General features: G+C 71.3%; 19 protein-coding genes. 10 read left to right on the top strand and 9 right to left on the bottom strand.

Features of this window, described 5'->3' with window-relative positions:
* The first annotated feature begins 7 nt into the window (after positions 1–7).
* From pheA to ACWD0Y_RS06705, 6 genes are all read left to right on the top strand, one after another.
* Positions 8–943: a prephenate dehydratase gene (gene pheA / locus ACWD0Y_RS06730; protein ID WP_450259351.1), complete on the top strand. Its 936-nt coding sequence runs from the start codon at positions 8–10 to the stop codon at positions 941–943.
* Between the two features lie 572 nt (positions 944–1515).
* Positions 1516–2793 carry a serine--tRNA ligase gene (serS, locus tag ACWD0Y_RS06725; protein WP_450259350.1) on the top strand — a complete coding sequence of 426 codons (1278 nt, stop codon included), beginning with the start codon at positions 1516–1518 and terminating at the stop codon, positions 2791–2793.
* On the top strand, positions 2790–3608 hold the full coding sequence (locus ACWD0Y_RS06720; RefSeq protein ID WP_450259349.1) for an HAD family hydrolase: 819 nt from the start codon (positions 2790–2792) through the stop codon (positions 3606–3608). Before serS ends, ACWD0Y_RS06720 begins: the two co-directional genes overlap by 4 nt.
* 212 nt (positions 3609–3820) lie before the next feature.
* The gene (locus ACWD0Y_RS06715; protein ID WP_450259348.1) at positions 3821–4495 is read left to right on the top strand and encodes a FadR/GntR family transcriptional regulator; all 675 of its coding nucleotides are present in this window, start codon (positions 3821–3823) and stop codon (positions 4493–4495) included.
* An 87-nt stretch (positions 4496–4582) separates the two neighbouring features.
* A complete protein-coding gene (locus ACWD0Y_RS06710) occupies positions 4583–5851 on the top strand; it encodes a CynX/NimT family MFS transporter (RefSeq protein ID WP_450259347.1) in 1269 nt (422 codons plus the stop codon).
* A gap of 4 nt (positions 5852–5855) precedes the next feature.
* Positions 5856–5975: a DUF488 family protein gene (locus ACWD0Y_RS06705; protein WP_450259387.1), complete on the top strand. Its 120-nt coding sequence runs from the start codon at positions 5856–5858 to the stop codon at positions 5973–5975.
* A 22-nt stretch (positions 5976–5997) separates the two neighbouring features.
* Here the strand turns inward: ACWD0Y_RS06705 and ACWD0Y_RS06700 are convergent, their stop codons facing one another.
* The 5 genes from ACWD0Y_RS06700 to ACWD0Y_RS06680 all read right to left on the bottom strand — a co-directional run bounded on the left by ACWD0Y_RS06700 (position 5998) and on the right by ACWD0Y_RS06680 (position 10583).
* A complete protein-coding gene (locus ACWD0Y_RS06700) occupies positions 5998–6741 on the bottom strand; it encodes a hypothetical protein (protein WP_450259346.1) in 744 nt (247 codons plus the stop codon).
* A 266-nt stretch (positions 6742–7007) separates the two neighbouring features.
* Positions 7008–7727 (bottom strand): ABC transporter permease, encoded by a 720-nt coding sequence (locus ACWD0Y_RS06695; RefSeq protein WP_450259386.1) that lies wholly within the window; start codon positions 7725–7727, stop codon positions 7008–7010.
* A gap of 18 nt (positions 7728–7745) precedes the next feature.
* The gene (locus ACWD0Y_RS06690; RefSeq protein ID WP_450259345.1) at positions 7746–8657 is read right to left on the bottom strand and encodes an ABC transporter ATP-binding protein; all 912 of its coding nucleotides are present in this window, start codon (positions 8655–8657) and stop codon (positions 7746–7748) included.
* A complete protein-coding gene (locus ACWD0Y_RS06685) occupies positions 8654–9562 on the bottom strand; it encodes an ABC transporter permease (RefSeq protein ID WP_450259344.1) in 909 nt (302 codons plus the stop codon). The genes ACWD0Y_RS06690 and ACWD0Y_RS06685 overlap by 4 nt, the downstream gene beginning before the upstream one ends.
* Positions 9552–10583, bottom strand: a complete 1032-nt coding sequence (locus ACWD0Y_RS06680) for an ABC transporter ATP-binding protein (RefSeq protein ID WP_450259343.1) — start codon at positions 10581–10583, stop codon at positions 9552–9554. Before ACWD0Y_RS06680 ends, ACWD0Y_RS06685 begins: the two co-directional genes overlap by 11 nt.
* A 303-nt stretch (positions 10584–10886) precedes the next feature.
* Here ACWD0Y_RS06680 and ACWD0Y_RS06675 point away from each other — a divergent pair, with 303 nt between their 5' ends.
* The 3 genes from ACWD0Y_RS06675 (at position 10887) to ACWD0Y_RS06665 (ending at position 14365) form a co-directional block, all read left to right on the top strand.
* Entirely contained in the window at positions 10887–12686 is a 1800-nt protein-coding gene (locus ACWD0Y_RS06675; RefSeq protein ID WP_450259342.1) for an SDR family oxidoreductase, read from the top strand.
* Positions 12683–13699: a MerR family transcriptional regulator gene (locus ACWD0Y_RS06670; protein WP_450259341.1), complete on the top strand. Its 1017-nt coding sequence runs from the start codon at positions 12683–12685 to the stop codon at positions 13697–13699. Before ACWD0Y_RS06675 ends, ACWD0Y_RS06670 begins: the two co-directional genes overlap by 4 nt.
* A gap of 123 nt (positions 13700–13822) precedes the next feature.
* Positions 13823–14365 (top strand): RNA 2'-phosphotransferase, encoded by a 543-nt coding sequence (locus ACWD0Y_RS06665; RefSeq protein ID WP_450259340.1) that lies wholly within the window; start codon positions 13823–13825, stop codon positions 14363–14365.
* A 21-nt stretch (positions 14366–14386) separates the two neighbouring features.
* Here the strand turns inward: ACWD0Y_RS06665 and ACWD0Y_RS06660 are convergent, their stop codons facing one another.
* Positions 14387–15085 (bottom strand): maleylpyruvate isomerase N-terminal domain-containing protein, encoded by a 699-nt coding sequence (locus tag ACWD0Y_RS06660; RefSeq protein WP_450259339.1) that lies wholly within the window; start codon positions 15083–15085, stop codon positions 14387–14389.
* A 143-nt stretch (positions 15086–15228) separates the two neighbouring features.
* Positions 15229–16128 (bottom strand): LLM class flavin-dependent oxidoreductase, encoded by a 900-nt coding sequence (locus ACWD0Y_RS06655; protein WP_450259338.1) that lies wholly within the window; start codon positions 16126–16128, stop codon positions 15229–15231.
* 320 nt (positions 16129–16448) lie between these two features.
* Here ACWD0Y_RS06655 and ACWD0Y_RS06650 point away from each other — a divergent pair, with 320 nt between their 5' ends.
* Positions 16449–17315 (top strand): HAD family hydrolase, encoded by an 867-nt coding sequence (locus ACWD0Y_RS06650; RefSeq protein ID WP_450259337.1) that lies wholly within the window; start codon positions 16449–16451, stop codon positions 17313–17315.
* Positions 17316–17362: 47 nt separating this feature from the next.
* Here the strand turns inward: ACWD0Y_RS06650 and ACWD0Y_RS06645 are convergent, their stop codons facing one another.
* Both ACWD0Y_RS06645 and ACWD0Y_RS06640 read right to left on the bottom strand, forming a co-directional pair.
* Positions 17363–18475 carry a M23 family metallopeptidase gene (locus ACWD0Y_RS06645; protein ID WP_450259336.1) on the bottom strand — a complete coding sequence of 371 codons (1113 nt, stop codon included), beginning with the start codon at positions 18473–18475 and terminating at the stop codon, positions 17363–17365.
* Positions 18476–18574: 99 nt separating this feature from the next.
* A complete protein-coding gene (locus tag ACWD0Y_RS06640; protein ID WP_450259335.1) occupies positions 18575–20290 on the bottom strand; it encodes a GAF domain-containing protein in 1716 nt (571 codons plus the stop codon).
* Positions 20291–20351 lie beyond the last annotated feature (61 nt).

Below are 20351 nucleotides of genomic sequence, written 5' to 3'. Positions count from 1 at the left end.
TGACCGTATGTCGGCCACGCGCTATGCCTATCTCGGTCCCGAAGGCACCTTCACCGAGGTCGCCCTCCGTACCCTCCCGGAAGCCGCCACCCGGGAGCTCGTCCCGATGGTGTCCGTACCGGCCGCCCTCGACGCGGTGCGGAGCGGGAAGGCGGCGGCGGCGCTCGTACCGATCGAGAACTCCGTCGAGGGCGGGATCAGCGCCACCCTCGACGAGCTGACGTCCGGCGAACCGCTGATGATCTACCGCGAGGTGCTGCTGTCGATCACCTTCGCGCTGCTGGTCCGCCCCGGCACCCGGCTCTCCGACATCAAGACGGTCACCGCGCACCCCGCCGCCCAGCCCCAGGTCCGCAACTGGATGGCGGCGAACCTGCCGGACGCGCTGTGGGAGTCGGCGGCGTCGAACGCGGACGGGGCCCGGCTGGTGCAGGAGGGCCGGTACGACGCGGCCTTCGCGGGCGAGTTCGCCGCGGCGACGTACGGTCTCGTACCGCTCGTCACCGAGATCCACGACGCGGTCAACGCGCAGACCCGCTTCGTGCTGGTGGGGCGGCCCGCGCGGCCGGCGGCGCCGACCGGGGCGGACAAGACGTCCGTGGTCATCTGGCTGGGCGACGACCACCCGGGCGCGCTGCTCGAACTGCTCCAGGAATTCGCGGTGCGCGGGGTCAACCTGATGCTGATCCAGTCGCGGCCGACGGGTGCGGGGATCGGCAACTACTGCTTCGCCGTGGACGCCGAGGGCCACATCTCGGACCGGCGGGTGGGCGAGGCGCTGATGGGGCTCAAGCGGATCTGCCCGAAGGTGCGGTTCCTCGGGTCGTACCCGCGGGCCGGTGTGGCGGCCGAGGACGTACGGGCGCTGCGGCCGGGCACCTCGGACGCGGAGTTCGTGGCGGCGTCGGACTGGCTGGCGCGGAGCCAGGACGGGCGGGTCTGACCGGCAGTGCGTCCGTCCCGTCGCAGGAGGCCCGCGTTACCCACAGAAGTTATCCACAGGGCCGGTTTCCATCCTGGGGACAAGTCGACAACACATCCCGACATCGTCGACAAAGCAGCTCGGACGACTCCCTTCCTTCCACAGTGCGGCAGTACGGGCAGGGAGGGTTCTGTCACCTCAATTCCATTGATCAACACTTTAGAGCGAGTAATTCCCACCCGAATGAGTGTGTGAAGTGGGTTTGAGCAAGGAATCCTTCGCCCTCCCCACCTTTCGGAACGATCTCTTCCGGTATCCACAGACCTTCCACACAGCCTGTGGATAAGTTGTGGGAGTCGCACATTCCTGTGGACAACCCGTTCACCAACTCCCGCTCCGCGCAAGGGAGAAGCGTCAAGGCGAGTGGAGAGAAGCGCCCCGTTTCGGGGAATAGGGCACGTTTTATTGACACGCGGCGGCAGGCGGCCGAAGCGCCTCCCTCGCCATCGGTGATATTTGGGCAATACGGGCAAAGCGCCATGCAATGCGATATCAGGTCGATCGGCGGAAGCGGTCGCGGGTAGCCTGGTGGGGTGATTGACCTTCGCCTGCTCCGTGAGGACCCCGACCGTGTTCGCGCCTCCCAGCGCGCCCGTGGAGAAGACGTCGCCCTCGTCGACGCTCTCCTCTCCGCCGACGAGCGGCGCAGGTCGTCCAGCGTCCGCTTCGACGAACTCCGCTCCGAGCAGAAGTCGCTCGGCAAACTCATCCCCAAGGCCTCCGGCGACGAGAAGGCCGAGCTGCTGAAGAAGGCCGGCGAGCTCTCCGCCGCCGTCAAGGCCGCCGACGCCGAGCAGGACGAGGCGGCCGAGGAGTCCAGGCGGCTGCTGCTCCAGCTCGGCAACATCGTCCACCCCGACGTCCCCGTGGGCGGCGAGGAGGACTTCGTCGTACGGGAGACCGTCGGCACCCCGCGCGACTTCGCGGCCGAGGGCTTCGAGCCCAAGGACCACCTGGAGCTCGGCGAGGCGCTCGGCGCGATCGACGTCGAGCGCGGCGCCAAGGTGTCCGGCTCGCGCTTCTACTACCTGACCGGCATCGGCGCGCTCCTCGAACTCGCCCTCGTCAACGCGGCGATCGCGCAGGCCACCGAGGCCGGCCTGGTCCCGATGCTGACGCCCGCGCTGGTCCGGCCCCGCGCCATGGAGGGCACGGGCTTCCTCGGCCAGGCCGCCGAGAACGTCTACCACCTGGAGAAGGACGACTACTACCTGGTCGGCACCTCCGAGGTCCCCCTCGCGGCGTACCACATGGACGAGATCATCGACGCCGACAAGCTGCCGCTGCGGTACGCCGGCTTCTCGCCGTGCTTCCGCCGCGAGGCCGGTACGTACGGGAAGGACACCCGGGGCATCTTCCGGGTGCACCAGTTCGACAAGGTCGAGATGTTCTCGTACGTCGACCCGGCGGACTCCGAGGCGGAGCTGGAGCGGCTGCTGGCCTGGGAGAAGCAGTGGCTGTCGTCGCTGGAGCTGCCGTTCCAGGTGATCGACGTGGCCAGTGGTGACCTGGGCGCCTCGGCCTCCCGCAAGTACGACTGCGAGGCGTGGATCCCGACGCAGGGCAAGTACCGCGAGCTGACGTCCGCGTCGAACTGCCTGGAGTTCCAGTCGCGCCGGCTGGCGATCCGGATGCGCGAGGGCAAGAAGGTGCAGCCGCTCGCGACGCTGAACGGCACGCTGTGCGCCGTACCGCGCACGATCGTGGCGATCCTGGAGAACCACCAGCAGGCCGACGGCTCGGTGCGGGTGCCGGAAGTGCTGCGCCCGTACCTCGGGGGACGAGAGATCCTGGAGCCCCTCTCCAAGTGAGCACCGCTTCCCGGCCTTTCCCGTACAGACTCGTCGCGACCGACCTCGACGGGACGCTGCTGCGCTCCGACGACACCGTCTCGGCCCGTACGCGCGAAGCGCTCGCCGCCGTCACGGCGGCGGGCGCGGCCCACATCGTCGTCACCGGGCGCGCGGTCCCGTGGACCCGTCACATCCTGGACGATCTGGGCTACGGGGGTCTCGCGGTCTGCGGCCAGGGCGCGCAGGTCTACCACGCCGGTGAACACCGGCTGCTGACCTCGGTGACACTGGACCGGCAGCTGGCCGGGCTGGCGCTCGCCAAGATCGAGGCGGAGACCGGCCCGCTGGCGCTCGCCGCGAGCCGCGACGGCCTGGACGGCGAAGTACTGGTCGGGGCGGGCTACCGGGTGCAGGAAGGCCCGCTTCCGTACGTCGCCTTCGAGGACCCGGCCGAACTGTGGTCGGCGCCGCTGAACAAGGTCTACATCCAGCACCCGGACCTGGACGACGACGAGCTGGCGCGGGTCGCGCGCCAGACCGTCGGCAGCCTGGTCGACGTGGTCATGGCGGGCCCCGGCGTGGTCGAACTCCTCCCGCTGGGCCTGAGCAAGGCGACGGGCCTGTCGCTGGCGGCGCGGCGGCTGAAGCTCAGGGCCTCGGACACGATCGCCTTCGGCGACATGCCGAACGACATCCCGATGTTCGGCTGGGCGGCGCACGGCGTGGCGATGGCCAACGCGCACGACGAACTCAAGGCCGTGGCGCACGAGATCACGGCGTCGAACGACCACGACGGCATCGCGGTGGTGCTGGAGCAGTTGCTGTCCGGCTGAGGCCGGTGACGGAGGCGCATGGCGAGTGTTGGCCGGGTGGGTACGTCACCGGCCAACACCCTTCCCCCGTGAGGTGTACGTCACCACTGTGCCCGGGCCCGCGGGACGGCGCCACCCATATGCCGAGTTGTAGGATGACTGGGCAACCGGGCGAATTGTCCGGTGATCAGTGAGCGGCCGGTCAGTGGGCGGCCGGCGAATCGGAGGCGGGCATGGCGCTGCGGGCGGCGGGGCGGAAGTCCCTGGTGGACACCGTCGTGGAGCAGTTGCGGGCCCAGCTGGCGGAGGGCGAGTGGGCCGTCGGCGACCGGATCCCGACCGAGCACGAGCTCGCCGAACAGCTCGGCGTCGGCCGCAACACGGTGCGTGAGGCGGTGCGCGTGCTCGTGCACGCCGGGCTCCTGGAATCGCGGCAGGGCAACGGCACCTTCGTACGCTCGGCCGCGGATCCGGCGGCGGTGCTGCGCGGCATGCGGCACGCGGGCGTACTGGACGTACTGGAACTGCGGGTCGCGCTGGAGGCCGAGGCGGCGAGGCTGGCGGCCGTACGGCGCGACGAGGCGGATCTGCGCACGCTGCGCCACGTCCTCGCCGAGCTGCACGAACAGGGCGACCGGGCCGCCGACGCCGACCTCGCCTTCCACCTCGGCATCGTCGAGGCGACGCACAACGCCGCGTTCACCGAGGTCTACCGGTTCTTCTCCACCCAGGTGCACGAGACGCTGGTCACCTCGCTCGGCGACCACGAGATGCCGCCGATCGACCTCGCCGCGCACGCGGCGCTGGTCGACGCGATCGAGAGCGGCGACCCGGCGGCGGCGGAACGGGCCGCCCGGGCAGTCCTCCAGGTGCCGATCGATGTCGTCACCGCCCTGATCGGCACCTGACCTCCGCCTCGGCCCTCCCTCCTTCTCCCTTCTTCCCTTCTGTCTTCTCCCCCTTCTCCCCTCTTCTCCCTGTGAAAGGTGCTCGTTTTGTCACGCCCGGATTCTGATCAACTCCTCCTGGACACCGAGGCCGACGTACGGCCGTCGCCTCAAGGGGTCGCCGCGAGAAGGGCGTTGCTCGCCCGTCCGGTGATGCTGCTGATCGGGATCGTGCTCGCGTCCGTCAACATGCGGGCGGCGCTGGCGAGTGCGTCGCCGCTGGTGAGCGAGATCAGCGAGACGTTCGGGCTGTCGTCGACGGCGACCAGCCTGGTGACCTCGGTGCCGGTGCTCTTCCTCGGTGTGGGCGCGCTGGTCGCGCCGTGGCTGGGGCGGCGGTTCGGCACCGAACTGGTGCTGTTCTGCGCGCTGCTCCTGCTCGGCGCGGGCATCGTGGTGCGCGTCGTTCCCCAGGTGCCGGCGCTGTACGGCGGCAGCCTGCTGATCGGTCTGGCGATCTCCCTGCTCAACGTCCTGATGCCGGGCCTGATCAAGCGTGACTTCCCCGACCGGGCCGCCCCGATGACATCGGTCTACACCGGCGCGATGATCGCGGGCGCGACGGTCGCGGCGGCCGCTTCGGTGCCGCTGGAGAAGGCGTTCGGGAACAGCTGGGAGGCGTCGCTGGCGTTCTGGTCGCTGCTCGCCGTGGTCGCCGCCGTGGCGTGGCTGCCGCAGGTGCTGATCGCCCGCGGCCGTACGGGACATGAGGTACGGGTCGCGGCGCCGGCGCGCGGCGACCGCGCCCGCAGCGTGTGGCGGTCCGCGCTGGCGTGGCAGGTCACGCTCTTCATGGGGTTGCAGTCGCTCTGGTCGTACGTCCTGATCGCCTGGATGCCGACGATCTTCACAGACCACGGAATGAGCCGCTCCACCGCCGGTGTGGTCTTCGCCTTCAACAACCTCATCCAGATCGCGGGCGCGTTCGGCGTACCGCTGCTGGCCGGCCGGATGCGCAGTCAGCGCCCGCTGGTCGTCGTGGTCACGACCATGGTCGCGGCCGGTTACGCCGGTCTGATGACCGCCCCGGTGTCCGGCGCCTGGATCTGGTCCGCGGTGCTCGGTGTCGGCCAGGGCGGCGCGGTCGGCCTGGCGCTGACGCTGATCGTGCTGCGCTCGGGGGACGCGGTGACGGCGGCCCGGCTGTCCGGGATGGCACAGACGGTGGGCTACCTGCTGGCCGCGGCGGGCCCGCTGGCGGCCGGCGCGGTGTACGAGGCGACGGGAAACTGGACGCTGCCGATCGCCCTGATGCTGGGGGTGTGCGCGGCGGCCCTGGTGGTGGGGCTGTTCGCGGCGCGCGACCGGAAGGTGTAGCAGGCTGGCCCTTCGCGACCTGCGTGAGCTCGCGAAGACGGGCGGCCGGGTCACCCTGCTCACCGCCGCCAAGGACCCCGGGCACAGCCACACCGCCGTACTGCTGCGGCTGCTGCTGGCCTGAAATCCTCGGCGGCGGCGATGGATCAGCGGCGCTTGCCCTGCTTGTCGCGCTGACCGCGCTGACCGCGCTGACCGCGCTCCAGGGCGCTCAGCCGGTGGGACACGTCGTCCAGCCTGCGGTCGATGCGGTCCTCCATGCGGCGCATGTGGTCGGAGAGGTCGCACAGCCGGTTGCTCATGGCACCGACCACCTGGTTCGTGGCGTCGAGGCGCCGGTCGAGCCGGTCCAGCCGTACGGAGATCCCGTTGATGACCGGGCCCAGTTCCTGGAGCGCGCGGCCCACCGTGTCGAGGTGGGTCTCCACCTTGGTGACGCGCTGGTCGAGCGAGGCGTAACCCGCCCTCCAGCCGTTCTCCTCGGCGTCGAGGAGGTACGTACGGACGCACCGGGCGATGTCGCTGTCGCGAAGAAGCATCGCGACGTTGAGGACGGCCCGGCGGGTGAAGAGGGTGAGATTCGTGGCCGCCTGTGGATAACTTGTCCCCAGGTCGTCGTTCCAGAGGGACAAGATGTCCCTCTGGAAGACGCGCAGGTCATCCCCTCGCAGTACTTGCAACCCGTTCTCGTTGAGTTCGGCCCGATGGCGCTGGACCACCTTCTTCAGCACCTCTGTGGATACTTCGAAGTACCGGGCCACGTCCTCTGTGCGGACGTAAATTCCGTCCGGGAGCATGACAAGCGCCTTGACCTTGTCGAGGACGTCGACGCGCCCCAGGTGCTCGTCGCGCATCGTGCGCGATTCGAGCAGGGTGACTTCTGATGGCATGAGGATGCCTTCCGTCGTGAAAGCCGGTGATGGACAGCCCTGTCCCCGGGCTTCTGAGGGCGGAGGACGCTCAAGGTGGCTACTCACTCCGGTGACCGGCCCGGATCCGCTCCGGCACCGGCAATCCCCGCATTCACGAACGCTCGACGTCTCAGATCCCAGTTGCCTCCACGCACAGAGAACAACGAGCCGATAAACGTACAGTTACGCGGAAATGCGTCAACCCCCGCTCATTGAACGGGGGTTGACGGCGGCCAGTGTTCCGCTTACTCCTCGCCGGCCAGGGTCAGCGTGCGGAGCTTCTGGCCCGCGTACCAGGTCGCGGCCGCCGTGACCGCCACCAGCAGCACCACCGCCGTCGGCAGGGCGACGTCCGAGGTGATCGCGCCGTTCTCTCCGATCCGTTCGGCCAGGGACAGCGCCCACTGCTGGACACTGAGCGTGCGCGCGCCCGGGACGAGGCTGCCGAAGAGGGTCTCCCACACCAGCGCGTAGACGAGGCCGAAGACCACCGCGTGCCGGGTGACCGTACCGAGCAGCAGGAAGATCGCGCTGTACGCGACCGAGGCGACCAGCGCCGCGACCGTGTAGGCGATGGCGATCTGGCCGCCGTTGCCGTTGAGGATCATTCCCGCGACGAACGTGGGGATCGCGGAGAAGGCCATCGTCACGGCGATCGCGACGATGAGCTTGGTGAAGATGATCGTGGGCCGCTTCACCGGCTTGGCGAGCAGGTAGACGATCGAGCCGTCGTCGATCTCCGGTCCGATGGCGCCGGTGCCCGCGATCACGCCGATCAGCGGGATCATCGTGGCGATCGCGAAGCCGCCCAGGACGTCCGACGCGATCTGGTCGTCCGCTCCCGTGAGCAGCCGTACCGCGACCGCGATGGCGATCAGCAGGGCCGGCAGGACGAAGAGGACGGCGGCCCGGCGGCGGCCGAGGAGGGCCCGGTAGGTGAGCCGGGCGACTGTGGGTTCGTAGATCATCGCTGCAAGCTCCTTTCAGGCCGCTACGAGGTAGGAGAAGACCGATTCGAGCGACTCGTCGGAGGGCGAGACCGTCAGCAGCCGGATGCCGTGCGCGCGGGCGACCTGCGGGAGCAGCGCCGTGAACCGGCCGAAGTCGACGGCCTGGATACGCAGGGCGCCCTCCGTGACGTCCACTTCGATGCCCGCCGTCGACGGGTCCGCGATCAGCGCGGCGGCGAGTGCCCGGTCGTCGCTGGACCGTACGAGATAGCGGTGCGGGCGGTCCGTCATCAGGCGGCGGATCTTGCGGAAGTCGCCGGAGGCGGCGTGCCGTCCGGCCACGATCACCTCGATGTGCGAGGCGAGCTGCTCGACCTCCTCCAGGATGTGGGAGGAGAAGAGGACCGTACGGCCCTCCGCGCCCATCCGCCGCAGCAGGTCCATCAGCTGCATGCGCTGGCGCGGGTCCATCCCGTTGAACGGCTCGTCCAGGAGCAGCACCGACGGGTCGTGGACGAGGGCGGAGGCCATCTTCACGCGCTGGCGCATGCCCTTGCTGTACGTCGCGATCTTGCGGTCCTGCGCGTACTCCATCTCGACGGTCGCGAGCGCCTGCTGGGCCGCCCCGGCGGTCAGGCCGTGCAGTTCGGCGTTGGCGACGACGAACTCGCGCCCCGTGAGGAAGTCGTACATCGCCTCCCGCTCGGGCACGATGCCGATCTCCTTGTAGACGGCTTCGTTGCGCCAGATCGGCTTTCCGTCGAGGGTGACGGTGCCGGTCGAGGGGGCGAGGAAGCCGCCCATCATGTTGATCAGGGTGGACTTGCCGGCACCGTTGGGGCCGAGCAGTCCGGTCACACCCGGGCCGACGCGCATGGTGACGTCGTTGACGGCCACCACGTTGCCGAACCAGCGCGAGGTGTGGTCGATGTCGATGGTGGTCACAGCCCGACCTTTCGGTAGCGGCGCATCAGCACGGCGTACGAGCCGAGGACGAGCGCGAGGACGGCGAGCAGGTAGACCACGCCGCTGCCGGCCGAGGGGCCCTCCCCTCCGGGGAAGGCGGAGGTGGCGCCGAGGAAGGCGGTCTGTACGCCGTCGATCAGCGTGAGGGGCGAGAAGAGGCCGAGCCATTCGACCGCTCCGGTGGAACCCTGCTCCCAGGCGATCACCTGGACCGTGGACACCGCGCCGTACGAGATGGTCAGTACGGCGATGACGGCGGCCACGCCGAAGCCGCGGCGCGGGGTGAGGGCGGCCATCACCAGGCCGAGGCCGGCGAAGAGGACGGAGAGCAGTGCCACGGAGACCAGCCCCTGTGCGAACGCCTTCGTCTGGTCCGCGAAGTCGAATTCGGCGAGCAGCGCACCGGCGTACAGGATCACCAGGGGGGTCGCCGTGAGGATGAAGAGGGCCGACGCCATCGCGGCGTACTTGGCGAGGACGTAGTCGACGCGTTCGATGGGCCGCGAGAAGTACAGCGGGACCGTTTTGAAGCGCAGGTCGCGCGAGACGGACTGCGGGGCCTGGGAGGCCAGGTAGAGGCCGATGACGGCCTGCATGACGATCGCGTACCGCGTGTACTCCAGCGGCAGGTCCGTCATGCCGGGGGTGGCGACGGCGACCGCGACGATGATCGCCGCGACCAGGCACATCACCGCGAAGAGGATCATCGGCAGCACCTTGGACTTGGCGCTGCGGCCCAGTCCGTACGCGCCGCGCAGGGACTGCGAGAAGAGCGAGCGGCGTGCGTACGCCCGGCCCAGGCGCGGGCCGTCGTACGACCGGTAGCCGATGTTGTGGATACGGGTCGGGTCGGTGCCCGGCGGTGTCGTGAGGTCAGACGCCATCGCGGCCGCCTCCCTTCTGCTGTACGGCGGCGAAGGGCTCGCGGGCGGCCTCGGCGTCCGATGCGGCGTGAGCGTCTGTGCCTGCGCCTGCGCGGAAGACCTCCGCGATGCGGTGGCGGCGCTGTTCCATCCGTACGAGCCCGATGCCGAGGCCGGCGACGGCGTCCCGCACCAGGTCGTACGTCTCCTCACCGGTCGCTTCGACGAGCAGGATGTGGCCCGCGCCCGGCAGACCGTCCTCCCCGCGCGCGTGGAGCGTCGCTCCCGCGGCGGTCAGCGCCTCGCGCAGGGCGCGGGTGCCGTCCGGGTGGGCGTCGCTGTCGGTCACTTCGACGGCGAGGGTGGTGGTGGTCTGCGTGAAGTCGCTGGTGGAGCTGGAGCGGAGCAGCTTGCCGCCGTCGACGACGACGACGTGGTCGCAGGTGCGCTCCAGCTCACCGAGGAGGTGCGAGGTGACCAGCACCGAGATGCCGAAGTCGGTGTAGACGCGGCGGATGAGACCGAGCATCTCGTCGCGGCCGACCGGGTCGAGACCGTTGGTCGGCTCGTCGAGAAGCACCAGCTTCGGGTCGTGGACCAGGGCCTGGGCCAGTTTCACGCGCTGTTTCATGCCGGTCGAGTAGCCGCCGATGGGGCGGTAGCGCTCCTCGTACAGGCCGACGTGGCGCAGCGTGTCGGCGGTGCGCTCGCGGGCGGCGGTCGGCGGGAGCCCCGACATGCGTGCCATGTGGACGACGAACTCGGTGGCCGAGACGTCGGGTGGCAGCGCGTCGTGCTCGGGCATGTAGCCGACCTGCTCGCGGATGGCGCCGCCGCTGGTGGCGACGTCCAGGCCGAGCACGGCGGCCGTGCCTTCCGTGGCGGGGGACAGACCCAGCAGGATCTTGATCAAGGTGGACTTGCCGGCTCCGTTGGCGCCCACCAGGCCGGTCACACCGGGTCCGATGTCCAGGGAGAGCCGGTCAAGAGCGGTCACCCTCGGGAACCGCTTGCTCAGGCTTTCGGTCGCGATCACAGTCACGTTCTCGAAGGTAGTGGCGCACACCACAGGATGCGTCAGACCTGGAGGCTGGATCGGTGTCCGCCTCCAGGCGTACGGCCCCGTAGGGGAGGCCGGTCCGGAGGCCGGTCCGGAGGCCGGTCCGGAGGCCGGTCCGGAGGGCCGTTTGGAGATCCTTTCGAAGGCCCGTTTCCGCCTTGGTTTTCCACAGGTACGGCCGGCCCCTTGACCTCGCCTCCGGGCATGGTCACATTCATCAGTGTCAGGTTTCCGGTTCGACGACGATCTGCCGCACGTGCGGCACTGGGCGGGGGAGAAGCCGGCGTGAGCATCGAGGGAGCCACCGAGCGGTGGGTGCGCACGGGCGGGATCGAGCTGTGTGTCGCCGAACTGGGCGACGCGGCGCGGCCGACCGTAGTGCTGGTGCACGGCTATCCGGACAGCAAGGAGGTGTGGGCGCGGGTCGCCGCGCGGCTCGCCGAGCACTTCCATGTGGTGCTGTACGACGTGCGCGGGCACGGCAGGTCGACGGCGCCCGTGCCGCTGCGCGGCGGTTTCACGCTGGAGAAGCTGACGGACGACTTCCTGGCGGTCGCGGACGCGGTGAGCCCGGACCGGCCGGTGCACCTGGTCGGGCACGACTGGGGGTCCGTGCAGGCCTGGGAGTTCGTGACGGTCGGGCGCACCGAGGGCAGGATCGCCTCCTTCACCTCGATGTCCGGCCCGTCCCTGGACCACTTCGGCCACTGGATCAGGAAGCGGACGACGCGGCCGACCCCGCGCGGGACGGCCCAGCTGCTCGGGCAGGGCGCCAAGTCCTGGTACGTGTACATGCTGCACACCCCCGTCCTGCCGGAACTGGCCTGGCGCGGCCCGCTCGGCAAGTGGTGGCCCGGGATCCTCCGGCGCATGGAGAAGGTGGAGACCGGTGACTACCCGACGGCGTCACTGCCGCGGGACGCGGCGCACGGCGCCTGGCTCTACCGGGACAACGTCCGTGCCCGGCTGCGCCGGCCGCGCGCCGACGCGTACGCCCACGCGCCCGTCCAGCTGATCACGCCGACCGGCGACATGTTCCTCTCCGAGCGGCTGTACGACGGTCTGGAGCGTTGGGTGCCGCGTCTGGTGCGGCGCACACTGCCCGCGAAGCACTGGGTGCCGCGCACCCGGCCCGATCGGCTGGCGGCCTGGGTCGGCGAGTTCGTCACGGCGAACGAGGGCACCGTGAACGGGAAGACCGCGAGCGCGGAGACCGCGGCGGGGACGGCTCCCGGGACCACGGTGGCGAGCGGCCCGTACGCCGACCGGTTCGGCGGGCAGCTCGTCCTGGTGACGGGCGCGGCCGGCGGCATCGGGCGGGCCACCGCCCACGCGTTCGCCGAGGCGGGAGCGCGGATCGTGGCCGTCGACCGGGACGCGGAGGGCGCGGCCCGTACCGCGGAGACGGCCCGGCTGATCGGGGCCCCCGAGGCGTGGGCCGAGACGGTGGACGTCAGCGACGAGCGGGCGATGGAGAAGCTGGCCGAGAAGGTCGCCGCGGAGTACGGCGTCGTCGACGTCCTGGTGAACAATGCCGGAATCGGTCTCTCCGGCTCCTTCCTGGACACCACCTCCGAGGACTGGAAAGAGGTCCTCGACGTGAACCTGTGGGGTGTCGTCCACGGCTGCCGGCTCTTCGGCAGGCAGATGGCCGAGCGCGGCCAGGGCGGCCACATCGTCAACACCGCTTCCGCGGCGGCGTACCAGCCGTCGAGGACACTGCCCGCGTACTGCACGTCGAAGGCGGCGGTGCTGATGCTGAGCGAGTGCCTGCGGGCCGAGTTCGCGGGCCGGGACATCGGGGTCAGCGCGGTCTGCCCCGGGTTCGTGAACACCGGCATCACCTCGACCGCGCGGTTCGCCGGGGCCTCGGCGGAGGAGGAGAAGCGCCGGCAGCAGAAGGCCGCGCGGCTGTACGGGCGGCGCAACTACCCGCCGGAGAAGGTCGCGGAAGCGGTGCTGAAGGCCGTCGTACGCAACCAGGCACTCGTGCCGGTGACGCCCGAGGCCCGCGCTTTCCGCTTCCTGTCGCGGTTCGCGCCGAGGGCCCTGCGCGCGATCGCCCGGGTGAATCCGCCGCTGTGAGTACGGAGGAGCACCTGGATCACCAGGAGTACCAGGAACACCGGGAGTACCGGATCGAGGACCTCGCGCATCTGAGCGGAGCCACGGTCCGCACGATCCGCGCCTACCAGGACCGCGGGCTGCTGCCCAGACCGGAGCGGCGCGGCCGGTCCAATGTGTACGGGGACACACATCTGGCCAGGCTCCGCCAGATCGCCGGCCTCCTCGAACGCGGTTACACGCTGACGAGCATCAAGGAGCTGCTGGAGGCGTGGGACGCGGGCAAGGGGCTCGGCGGGGTGCTCGGGCTCGTCACCGAGGTCGGCGGGCCGTGGACGGACGAGGAGGCGGGCCGGATCTCGCGGTCCGAGCTGGGCGATCGGTTCGGCGGGAAGCCCGGCGCCGCGGCGGCCGGTGAGGCCGTCGGCGAAGCGGTGGAGAAGGCGGTCGACGAGGCGATCGGCGAGGCGGTGGAGCTGGGGGTGCTGGAGCGCGTACCGGGGCGGGACGACGAGTTCCTGGTCCCGTCACCCCAAGAGCTGGCCGTAGCGGCCGAATTGCACGCGGCGGGGGTGCCGCTGCCCGCGATCTCCGGTCACCTGAGGGAACTTCGCGGGCAGGTGGAGCACATCGCCGAGCGTTTCCTGGAGTTCACCGCCGAGCACGTGTTCGCCCACTTCCTCGGCCACCACCCGCCCACGGACGCGGACGCGGCGGACGCGGCGACGCTGGTGCGGCGCCTGCGGCCGCTCGCCCAGCAGACGGTCGACGCGGAACTGGCCCGGGCCATGCGGCTGTTCGCCACCCGCCGCCTCCAGCAGCACCTCGGCGCGGCCGCCCCGCCCGTGGCCGGTCCGGATCCCGTCACGGTGACGCTTCCGGTGGAGACCGTGCGCGCTGTCCGCGCGCTGGTCGGACCCGCCCGCGCGGCGGCATTCATCACCGCTGCGGCCGAGCGGGAGGTGCGGGCCAGGACATTGGATGCACTTGCCGCAGACGGCGCGCGGAGTGCCGATGGCGGCCAAACGCCCTGAATTCTCTTGCGAGTTATCCACAGACGCATCAAATCCGTTGTGCAAAACCCGACTTGCCTGTGGATCAAACCTGCTTGCTCAATGAAGTGGCGTGATGCTCGTCTCGCTGTGCACCCTGGTGAGATGGATGAAAGACGCACCACAAAGGTGTCGAAGTACCTCTCGGCCCATCTCCGGCACCGGCCCGACCGGATCGGGATCGTGCTCGACGAGCACGGCTGGGTGGAGATCGAGGCCCTGCTCCGGGCCGCCGCCGGGCACGGCTTCCCCTTCACCCGGGCCGAGCTCGACCATGTCGTCGCCGTCAACGACAAACAGCGTTTCGCGGTCGACGGCCCACTGATCCGTGCTGTCCAGGGACACACGGTGGAGATCGACCTGGGGCTTCCGGAGGCCGAGCCTCCGGCGTACCTCTACCACGGCACCGTCGCCCGCAGCCTCGACGCGATCCGGGCCGAGGGCCTGCGCGCCATGGCCCGCCACGACGTCCACCTCTCGCCCGACCGCGAGACCGCCACCCGCGTCGGCGCCCGGCGCGGCCGCCCGGTCGTCATCAGCGTCGACGCCGGGGCCATGCACCGCGCCGGCCATGTGTTCCGGGTGAGCGACAACGGCGTATGGCTCACCGCGTCCGTACCGCCGCGGTTCCTGCGCTTTCCGCGCTGAGGCCCGGCCCCGGCCCCGGCCTCAGCCCAGCGTCAGCCGGCGCAGCCCGTGGCGTTCGGCCGCGGTGCGTTCGGCCGCGGACATCGGCAGCCGGCCGGTCGCCTTGCGCAGGAACTTCGTACGGTCCCAGCCCGCCCCCGACACCGTGACCGGCCGGTCGTACGGGCGTCCGTCCAGCAGCAGCCGCGCCACCACGTCCGCCGCCTCCCCGGTCGGCCACGGCTGGTGGCCGAGCCCCGCCGCGACGTCGAAACCGTGCACGCACACCTCGACGACCCGCGTGACGAGGAAGTCGGACAGCAGCATCGGGTCGCCGTGCCGGGTACGGACCTGGCGCTCCGGCGGCTCCTTGGCGCAGGCAGCGGTCACGGAGCGCCAGACGGCGTCGAAGTGCTCGGCGAGGGCCCGGCCGTCGGCGTACACGGCGGCGGACTCCTGGGCCGCCTCGACCCGCAGGTCGTTGCTCCGCGGCGAGAAGCGCTCGTCCGGCGCGTAGTAACCGGCGGCCGTCACCAGAACACCCGACGGCTCGGGCTCGGGCCCGGCCAGCATGTCGCCGGTCCGGCCGACGGTGATCGTCAGGTGGGCGAACACCTCGCGCACGGTCCAGGGGCCGCACGGGCTCGGCCGGTCCCACTCCCTTTCCGGGATCCCGCAGACCTTCTCGTACAGGCGCTGCGATTCGGCCCTGAGGGCCGCCAAAACCGTTTCCCCGTCCATACGGGCCAGCCTAGGCACGCCGCGTGATCTCCGGCATGGAACACCGGCATGGGGCACCGGAACTTTCCCACCGGGGTGGCGTCTCAGCCGGCGTCTCGACCAGTGTCCCGACCGGTGTCCCGGCCGGTGCCCCGGCCTGACGGTCAGGAGCCGAGCTGGGAGAGTGCCTCCGTCGCGATCCGCTCGAAGACCTTCTCGTCGGCCGCGAAGTCCGAGTCGGGAATCGGGGCGTGGAGCACGATCTCGGTGAAGCCGAGTGCGAAGTACCTGCCCGCGAAGTCGACGAAGGCGTCGAGGGACTCCAGCGGACCGTTCCTCTCCGGGGTGAAGCCGGTGAGCAGGATCTTGTCGAGCTCGGCGGCGTCCCGGCCGGTCTCGGCGCAGGCGGTGCCCAGTTTGGCGATCTGGCCGCGGACGGCCTCCTCCGACTGGGCGGGCGTACCGGACTCGAAGAGCTTCGGGTCGCCCGTGGTCACCCAGGCCTGGCCGTACCGGGCGGCGAGCTTCAGCCCGCGCGGGCCGGTCGCGGCGACGGCGAAGGGGAGCCGGGGGCCCTGAACACATCCGGGGATGTTACGGGCCTCGACGGCGGAGTAGTGCGTGCCCGCCCGGGTGACGGCGGGCTCGGTGAGCAGCCGGTCCAGGAGCGGCACGAACTCGCCGAAGCGGTCGGCGCGCTCGCGCGGGGTCCACGGCTCCTGGCCGAGCGCGGTGGCGTCGAATCCACTGCCGCCGGCGCCTATGCCGAGTGTGACGCGTCCGCCGGACACGTCGTCCAGCGTGATCAGGTCCTTGGCGAGCGTCACGGGGTGGCGGAAGTTCGGCGAGGTGACGAGGGTGCCCAGACGCATGCGCGAGGTCGCGCCGGCCGCGGCGGTCAGGGTCGGCACGGCGCCGAACCACGGGCCGTCGCGGAAGGTCCGCCAGGACAGGTGGTCGTAGGTGTACGCGGTGTGGAAGCCGAGCTGCTCGGCCCGCTGCCAGGCGTCACGCCCGCCCTCTGACCAACGGCGGATGGGAAGGATCACGGTACTCAGACGCATTCCCCGACCCTACGCCGCCCGCCCCGGCCGCCGGCGGGGTCGTTCCGGAAATCGGGGCGCGGGTGAGGTGGACGGCGCAAGCACAGGACGCGGAATCGACCGCAGCCATAGAGGCGGGTGCTGACAACACCGAAGGTGTTTGCGTCCGGCCGGTCTTGGCCGCACAGCGGCGGGCCGACGGCGGGCCGGCTCCGGACAGCGACAGACGACGGCGGACCGGTAACAGAATGTAACGGAAGGTGACGGACCGGTTCTGTGGGGAGGCTCTCACATGTGCGCCCCTTCGCACGCCCGTGCACCTCATACGGGAAGATGGATCCGTGACCTCAGCTACCGACCCCCAGCAGGCCCGGCCGGCTCCGGCCGGCACCACCACCCCGCGGCTGATCGCGACCGACCTCGACGGCACTCTGCTGCACGACGACAAGTCCGTGTCGGACCGTACGGTCGCCGCACTCGCCGCCGCCGAGCGGGCCGGCATCGAGGTCTTCTTCGTCACCGGCCGCCCGGCCCGCTGGATGGACGTGGTCAGCGACCACGTCCACGGCCACGGCCTGGCGATCTGCGCCAACGGCGCCGCCGTCGTCGACCTGCACGCCGGCGGCAAGCTGATCCAGGTCCGCCCGCTGGCCCGCGAGGACGCCCTCGCCGTCGTGCTCGCACTGCGGGCCGCCGCCCCCGGCACCTCCTTCGCGGTCGAGCTCTCCACCGGCATCCACTACGAACCCGAGTACCCGCCGTTCCACCTCGACCCGGGCGCGACCGTGGCCGTCGCCGAGAAGCTCCTCCACGAGACGACTCCCGGCTCCGGGGCCCCGGTGATCAAACTGCTCGCCCACCACGCCGAGCTGTCCCCCGACGACTTCCTCGCCCTGGCCCGCGCCACGGCGGACGAGCGCGCGTCCGTCACCCGCTCCAGCCCGACCGCCCTCCTGGAGATCAGCGGTTACGGCGTCTCCAAGGCCAGCACCCTGGCCCAGTGCTGCGCCGAGCGCGGCATCTCGCCCGCGGAGGTCGTGGCCTTCGGCGACATGCCGAACGACGTGGAGATGCTGTCCTGGGCGGGCACGTCGTACGCGATGGGCAACGCGCATCCGGCCGTGGTGGCCGCGGCGTCCGGCCGTACCGTCGCGAACAACGACGACGGTGTCGCGGTGGTCATCGAGCGGATCCTGGCCGGCCTGTAGCCGCGCGAGGGGAGGGGCCCCGGACCAGCAGCCTCCCGGGCCGCCCCTCAGAAACCCGCCCCGCGCTCACGCATCCACGGCCCCGGAGCGATCGCCGACCCCATGTGGGGAGTGAGCCGCACCTCGAAGTGCAGGTGCGGTCCCGAGGAGTTGCCGGTGGTGCCGGCCTGCCCGATCCGCTGTCCGGTACGCACCCGCTCCCCCTGGTCGACCATGACCCCGGCCAGGTGCGCGTACTGCGTGTAGTAGCCGTCCGGGTGCCCGACCACCACCTCGATCCCGAAAGCGCCGCCGCAGGAGACCGAGACGACGCGGCCCGCGCCGACGGCCCGCACCGGTGTGCCGATGTCCACGGCGAAGTCCTGCCCGGTGTGCCGGCTCCTCCAGCGCGCCCCCGTACCGCCGAACCCGGCGGACAGCTCGTACTCCTCCACGGGAGTCACCCACGCGCGCGTGGCGGGCGGTTCCCGCTCCGCCAGCCGTACGGCGCCGGCGCAGCGCCCCGCCGCGACACTGCGGTCCGCCTCGCCCTGGAGCTGCCACCGGGCCTCCTCCAGCTTCGCCGCGATGCCCCGTTTGATCGACGCGAGCCGCAGCGTACGGACGTCGAGGTCGCGCCAGGCGACGGTCGCCCGCCGCTCGTCCTCGACGAGCCTGCGCTCGGCCCGCTCGGCCCGGTGCAGCGTCCGGGCCACGGCCAGCCCGGCCTGCCGGACGAGCCGGTGGCCGTCCACCAGTTCCCGCGGGTCGTCGGCGAGAAGCAGCTTCGCCGCGTACACGACGCCTCCGCCACCGGCCCGGTACTGGGCACGCGCGATCCGGCCCACGTCCCCGCGCAGCCCCTCCATCTCGCGCTGCTCCTTCGCGATCAGCCGCTCCAGGCGCAGCGCCTTCGTCCGCTGGTCCCGCGCCGCGCGCCTGCCGCGCTCGTAGGTCTCGGCGGCCCGGGCGGCCTCCTCGTACAGCCGCGCCACCTCGGCGCCGATGGCGGGCCCGTCGGAGGGGGAGGCGTCGCCGGCGGGCGCGACCGCCGCGGAAGCGGGGAAAAGAGAGACAGCGGCAGGGGCGAAAGCAGTGGTGGCGGCAGCGGCGGGCGCGGGAAGCCACAGAAGCACGCACAGCACCGGCACGAGCAGCCGCTGGCAGGGTCCGAGGTGCATCCACGGATCGTGTCCCGGCCGTCCCGCGATTGCGTGCACCCGGGCCACGCCACCGGGTGTCGTCCCGCCATACGGCGTATCCGGGGCGCTGCGACGGCGCTACAGCGGCGCCTCCCACACCACCGTCGTGCCCCCGCCGTCCTCCCCGAGCCCCGGCCCGCACCGGCTCGTCCCGCCCAGTGACTCGGCGCGCCGCTCGAGGTTGCGCAGTCCGCTGCGCCGGCCGCCCTCCGGGATGCCGACACCGTCGTCCGCGACCGAGAGCCGCACCCCGCGGCTGCCGTCCGCCATCTCGGCGGTGGCGTCGACGACGACTTCGATGCGGGACGCCCGCGCGTGCCGGAAGGCGTTGGACAGCGCCTCGCGCAGCGCCGCGACGAGGTTCTTGCCGGTGAGTTCGCCGACCAGCGCGTCGACCGGGCCGACGAAGTGGTGGGCGGGCCGGAAGCCCAGCGGCACGGCCGCCGTGTTGATCTCCCGCAGTACGCGTGTGCGCAGCCCCACGGGAGCCTCGGCCGGGCCCTGCTGGAGCGCGAAGATGGCCGTACGGATCTCCTGGATCGTCACGTCCAGCTCGTCCACCGCCTTGCCCACCCCGGCCCGTACCTCGGGCACGACGGACCTGCGCTGAGCGCTCTCCAGCATCAGCCCCGTGGCGAACAGCCGCTGGATGACCAGGTCGTGCAGATCGCGGGCGATCCGGTCGCGGTCCTCGTACACCGCGAGCCGCTCCCGGTCCCGCTGCGTCTCCGCCATCATCAGCGCGAGCGCGGCCTGCGAGGCGAACTGCGTGGCCAGCGTCCGCTCCGACTCCGTGAACGGCTTCCCGCCACGCTCGCGCGGGGTGGCGAGGGCGCCCAGCACCCTGCTGCCGCTGCGCAGCGGCAGCAGCATGCACGGCCCGTACCGCCGCGCCATCCTCGTGCCCATGAGGGGGTCGCCGGCCGGGTCGCCGATGAACACGGCCTCGCCGTCGAGGAGCCGCGCGACGGCCGGGCTCTCCGGCGGAAGGACCACGCCGAGCGACTCGGAGGGGTCGTCGGCCGAGACCGCGACGATCTCCAGGCCGCCCTCCTCGGCGGGCAGCAGCACCATCGCGGCGGCCGAGTCGGCGAGGTGGCGGGCCTGTTCCGCGACGACGGTGAGCGCGTCGTCGGCGTCGCCGCCCGACAGGAGCGCGGTGGTGACGGCGACGGACCCGTCGATCCAGCGCTCGCGCTGCCGGGCCGCCTCGTACAGCCGGGCGTTGCCGATGGCGATGCCGGCCTCCGTGGCGAGCACCCGGACCATGTGCAGGTCGTAGTCGCTGAACTCGGCTCCGCCGTTCTTCTCGGCGAGGTAGAGGTTGCCGAAGATCTCGCCCTGTACGCGGATGGGGACGCCCAGGAAGGTCCGCATCACCGGGTGGTGCGCCGGAAAACCGGCGAAGCGCGGGTCGGTCGTCAGGTCGCCGAGCAGCACCGGTTCGGGGTGCCGGACCAGGGCTCCCAGCAGCCCCTGGTGGCCGTCCGGCAGCCGCCCGATCCGCTGGGCCTGCGCCTGGGTCACGCCGTACGTCACGAAGTCGGACAGCCCATCGCGCTCCTGGTCGACGACGCCGATCGCCGCGTACCGGGCGTCGGCGAGTTCCGCGGCGGTCTCGCAGATCCGGTCGAGGGTGGAGTGCAGTTCGAGCCCCGTGCCGACGGACCGCATGGCCTCCAGCAGCCGGGGCACGCGCGCGGTGAGTTCGGTGGAGAGGCCCTGAAGGCTGCGGGCCGCCTGCGCGGCGGCTTCGCGGTGGTCTTCCGGTTCCGGCACGTCGTGCACTGGCATGCCCCCGAGCCTAGTAAGTACCGTTTCGAGAGAAAAGCCGGATGTGCAGCGGTTCGGCCGG

It is taken from the genome of Streptomyces altiplanensis (assembly GCF_053591575.1).
This window is presented reverse-complemented; position numbering and strand designations above follow the sequence as displayed.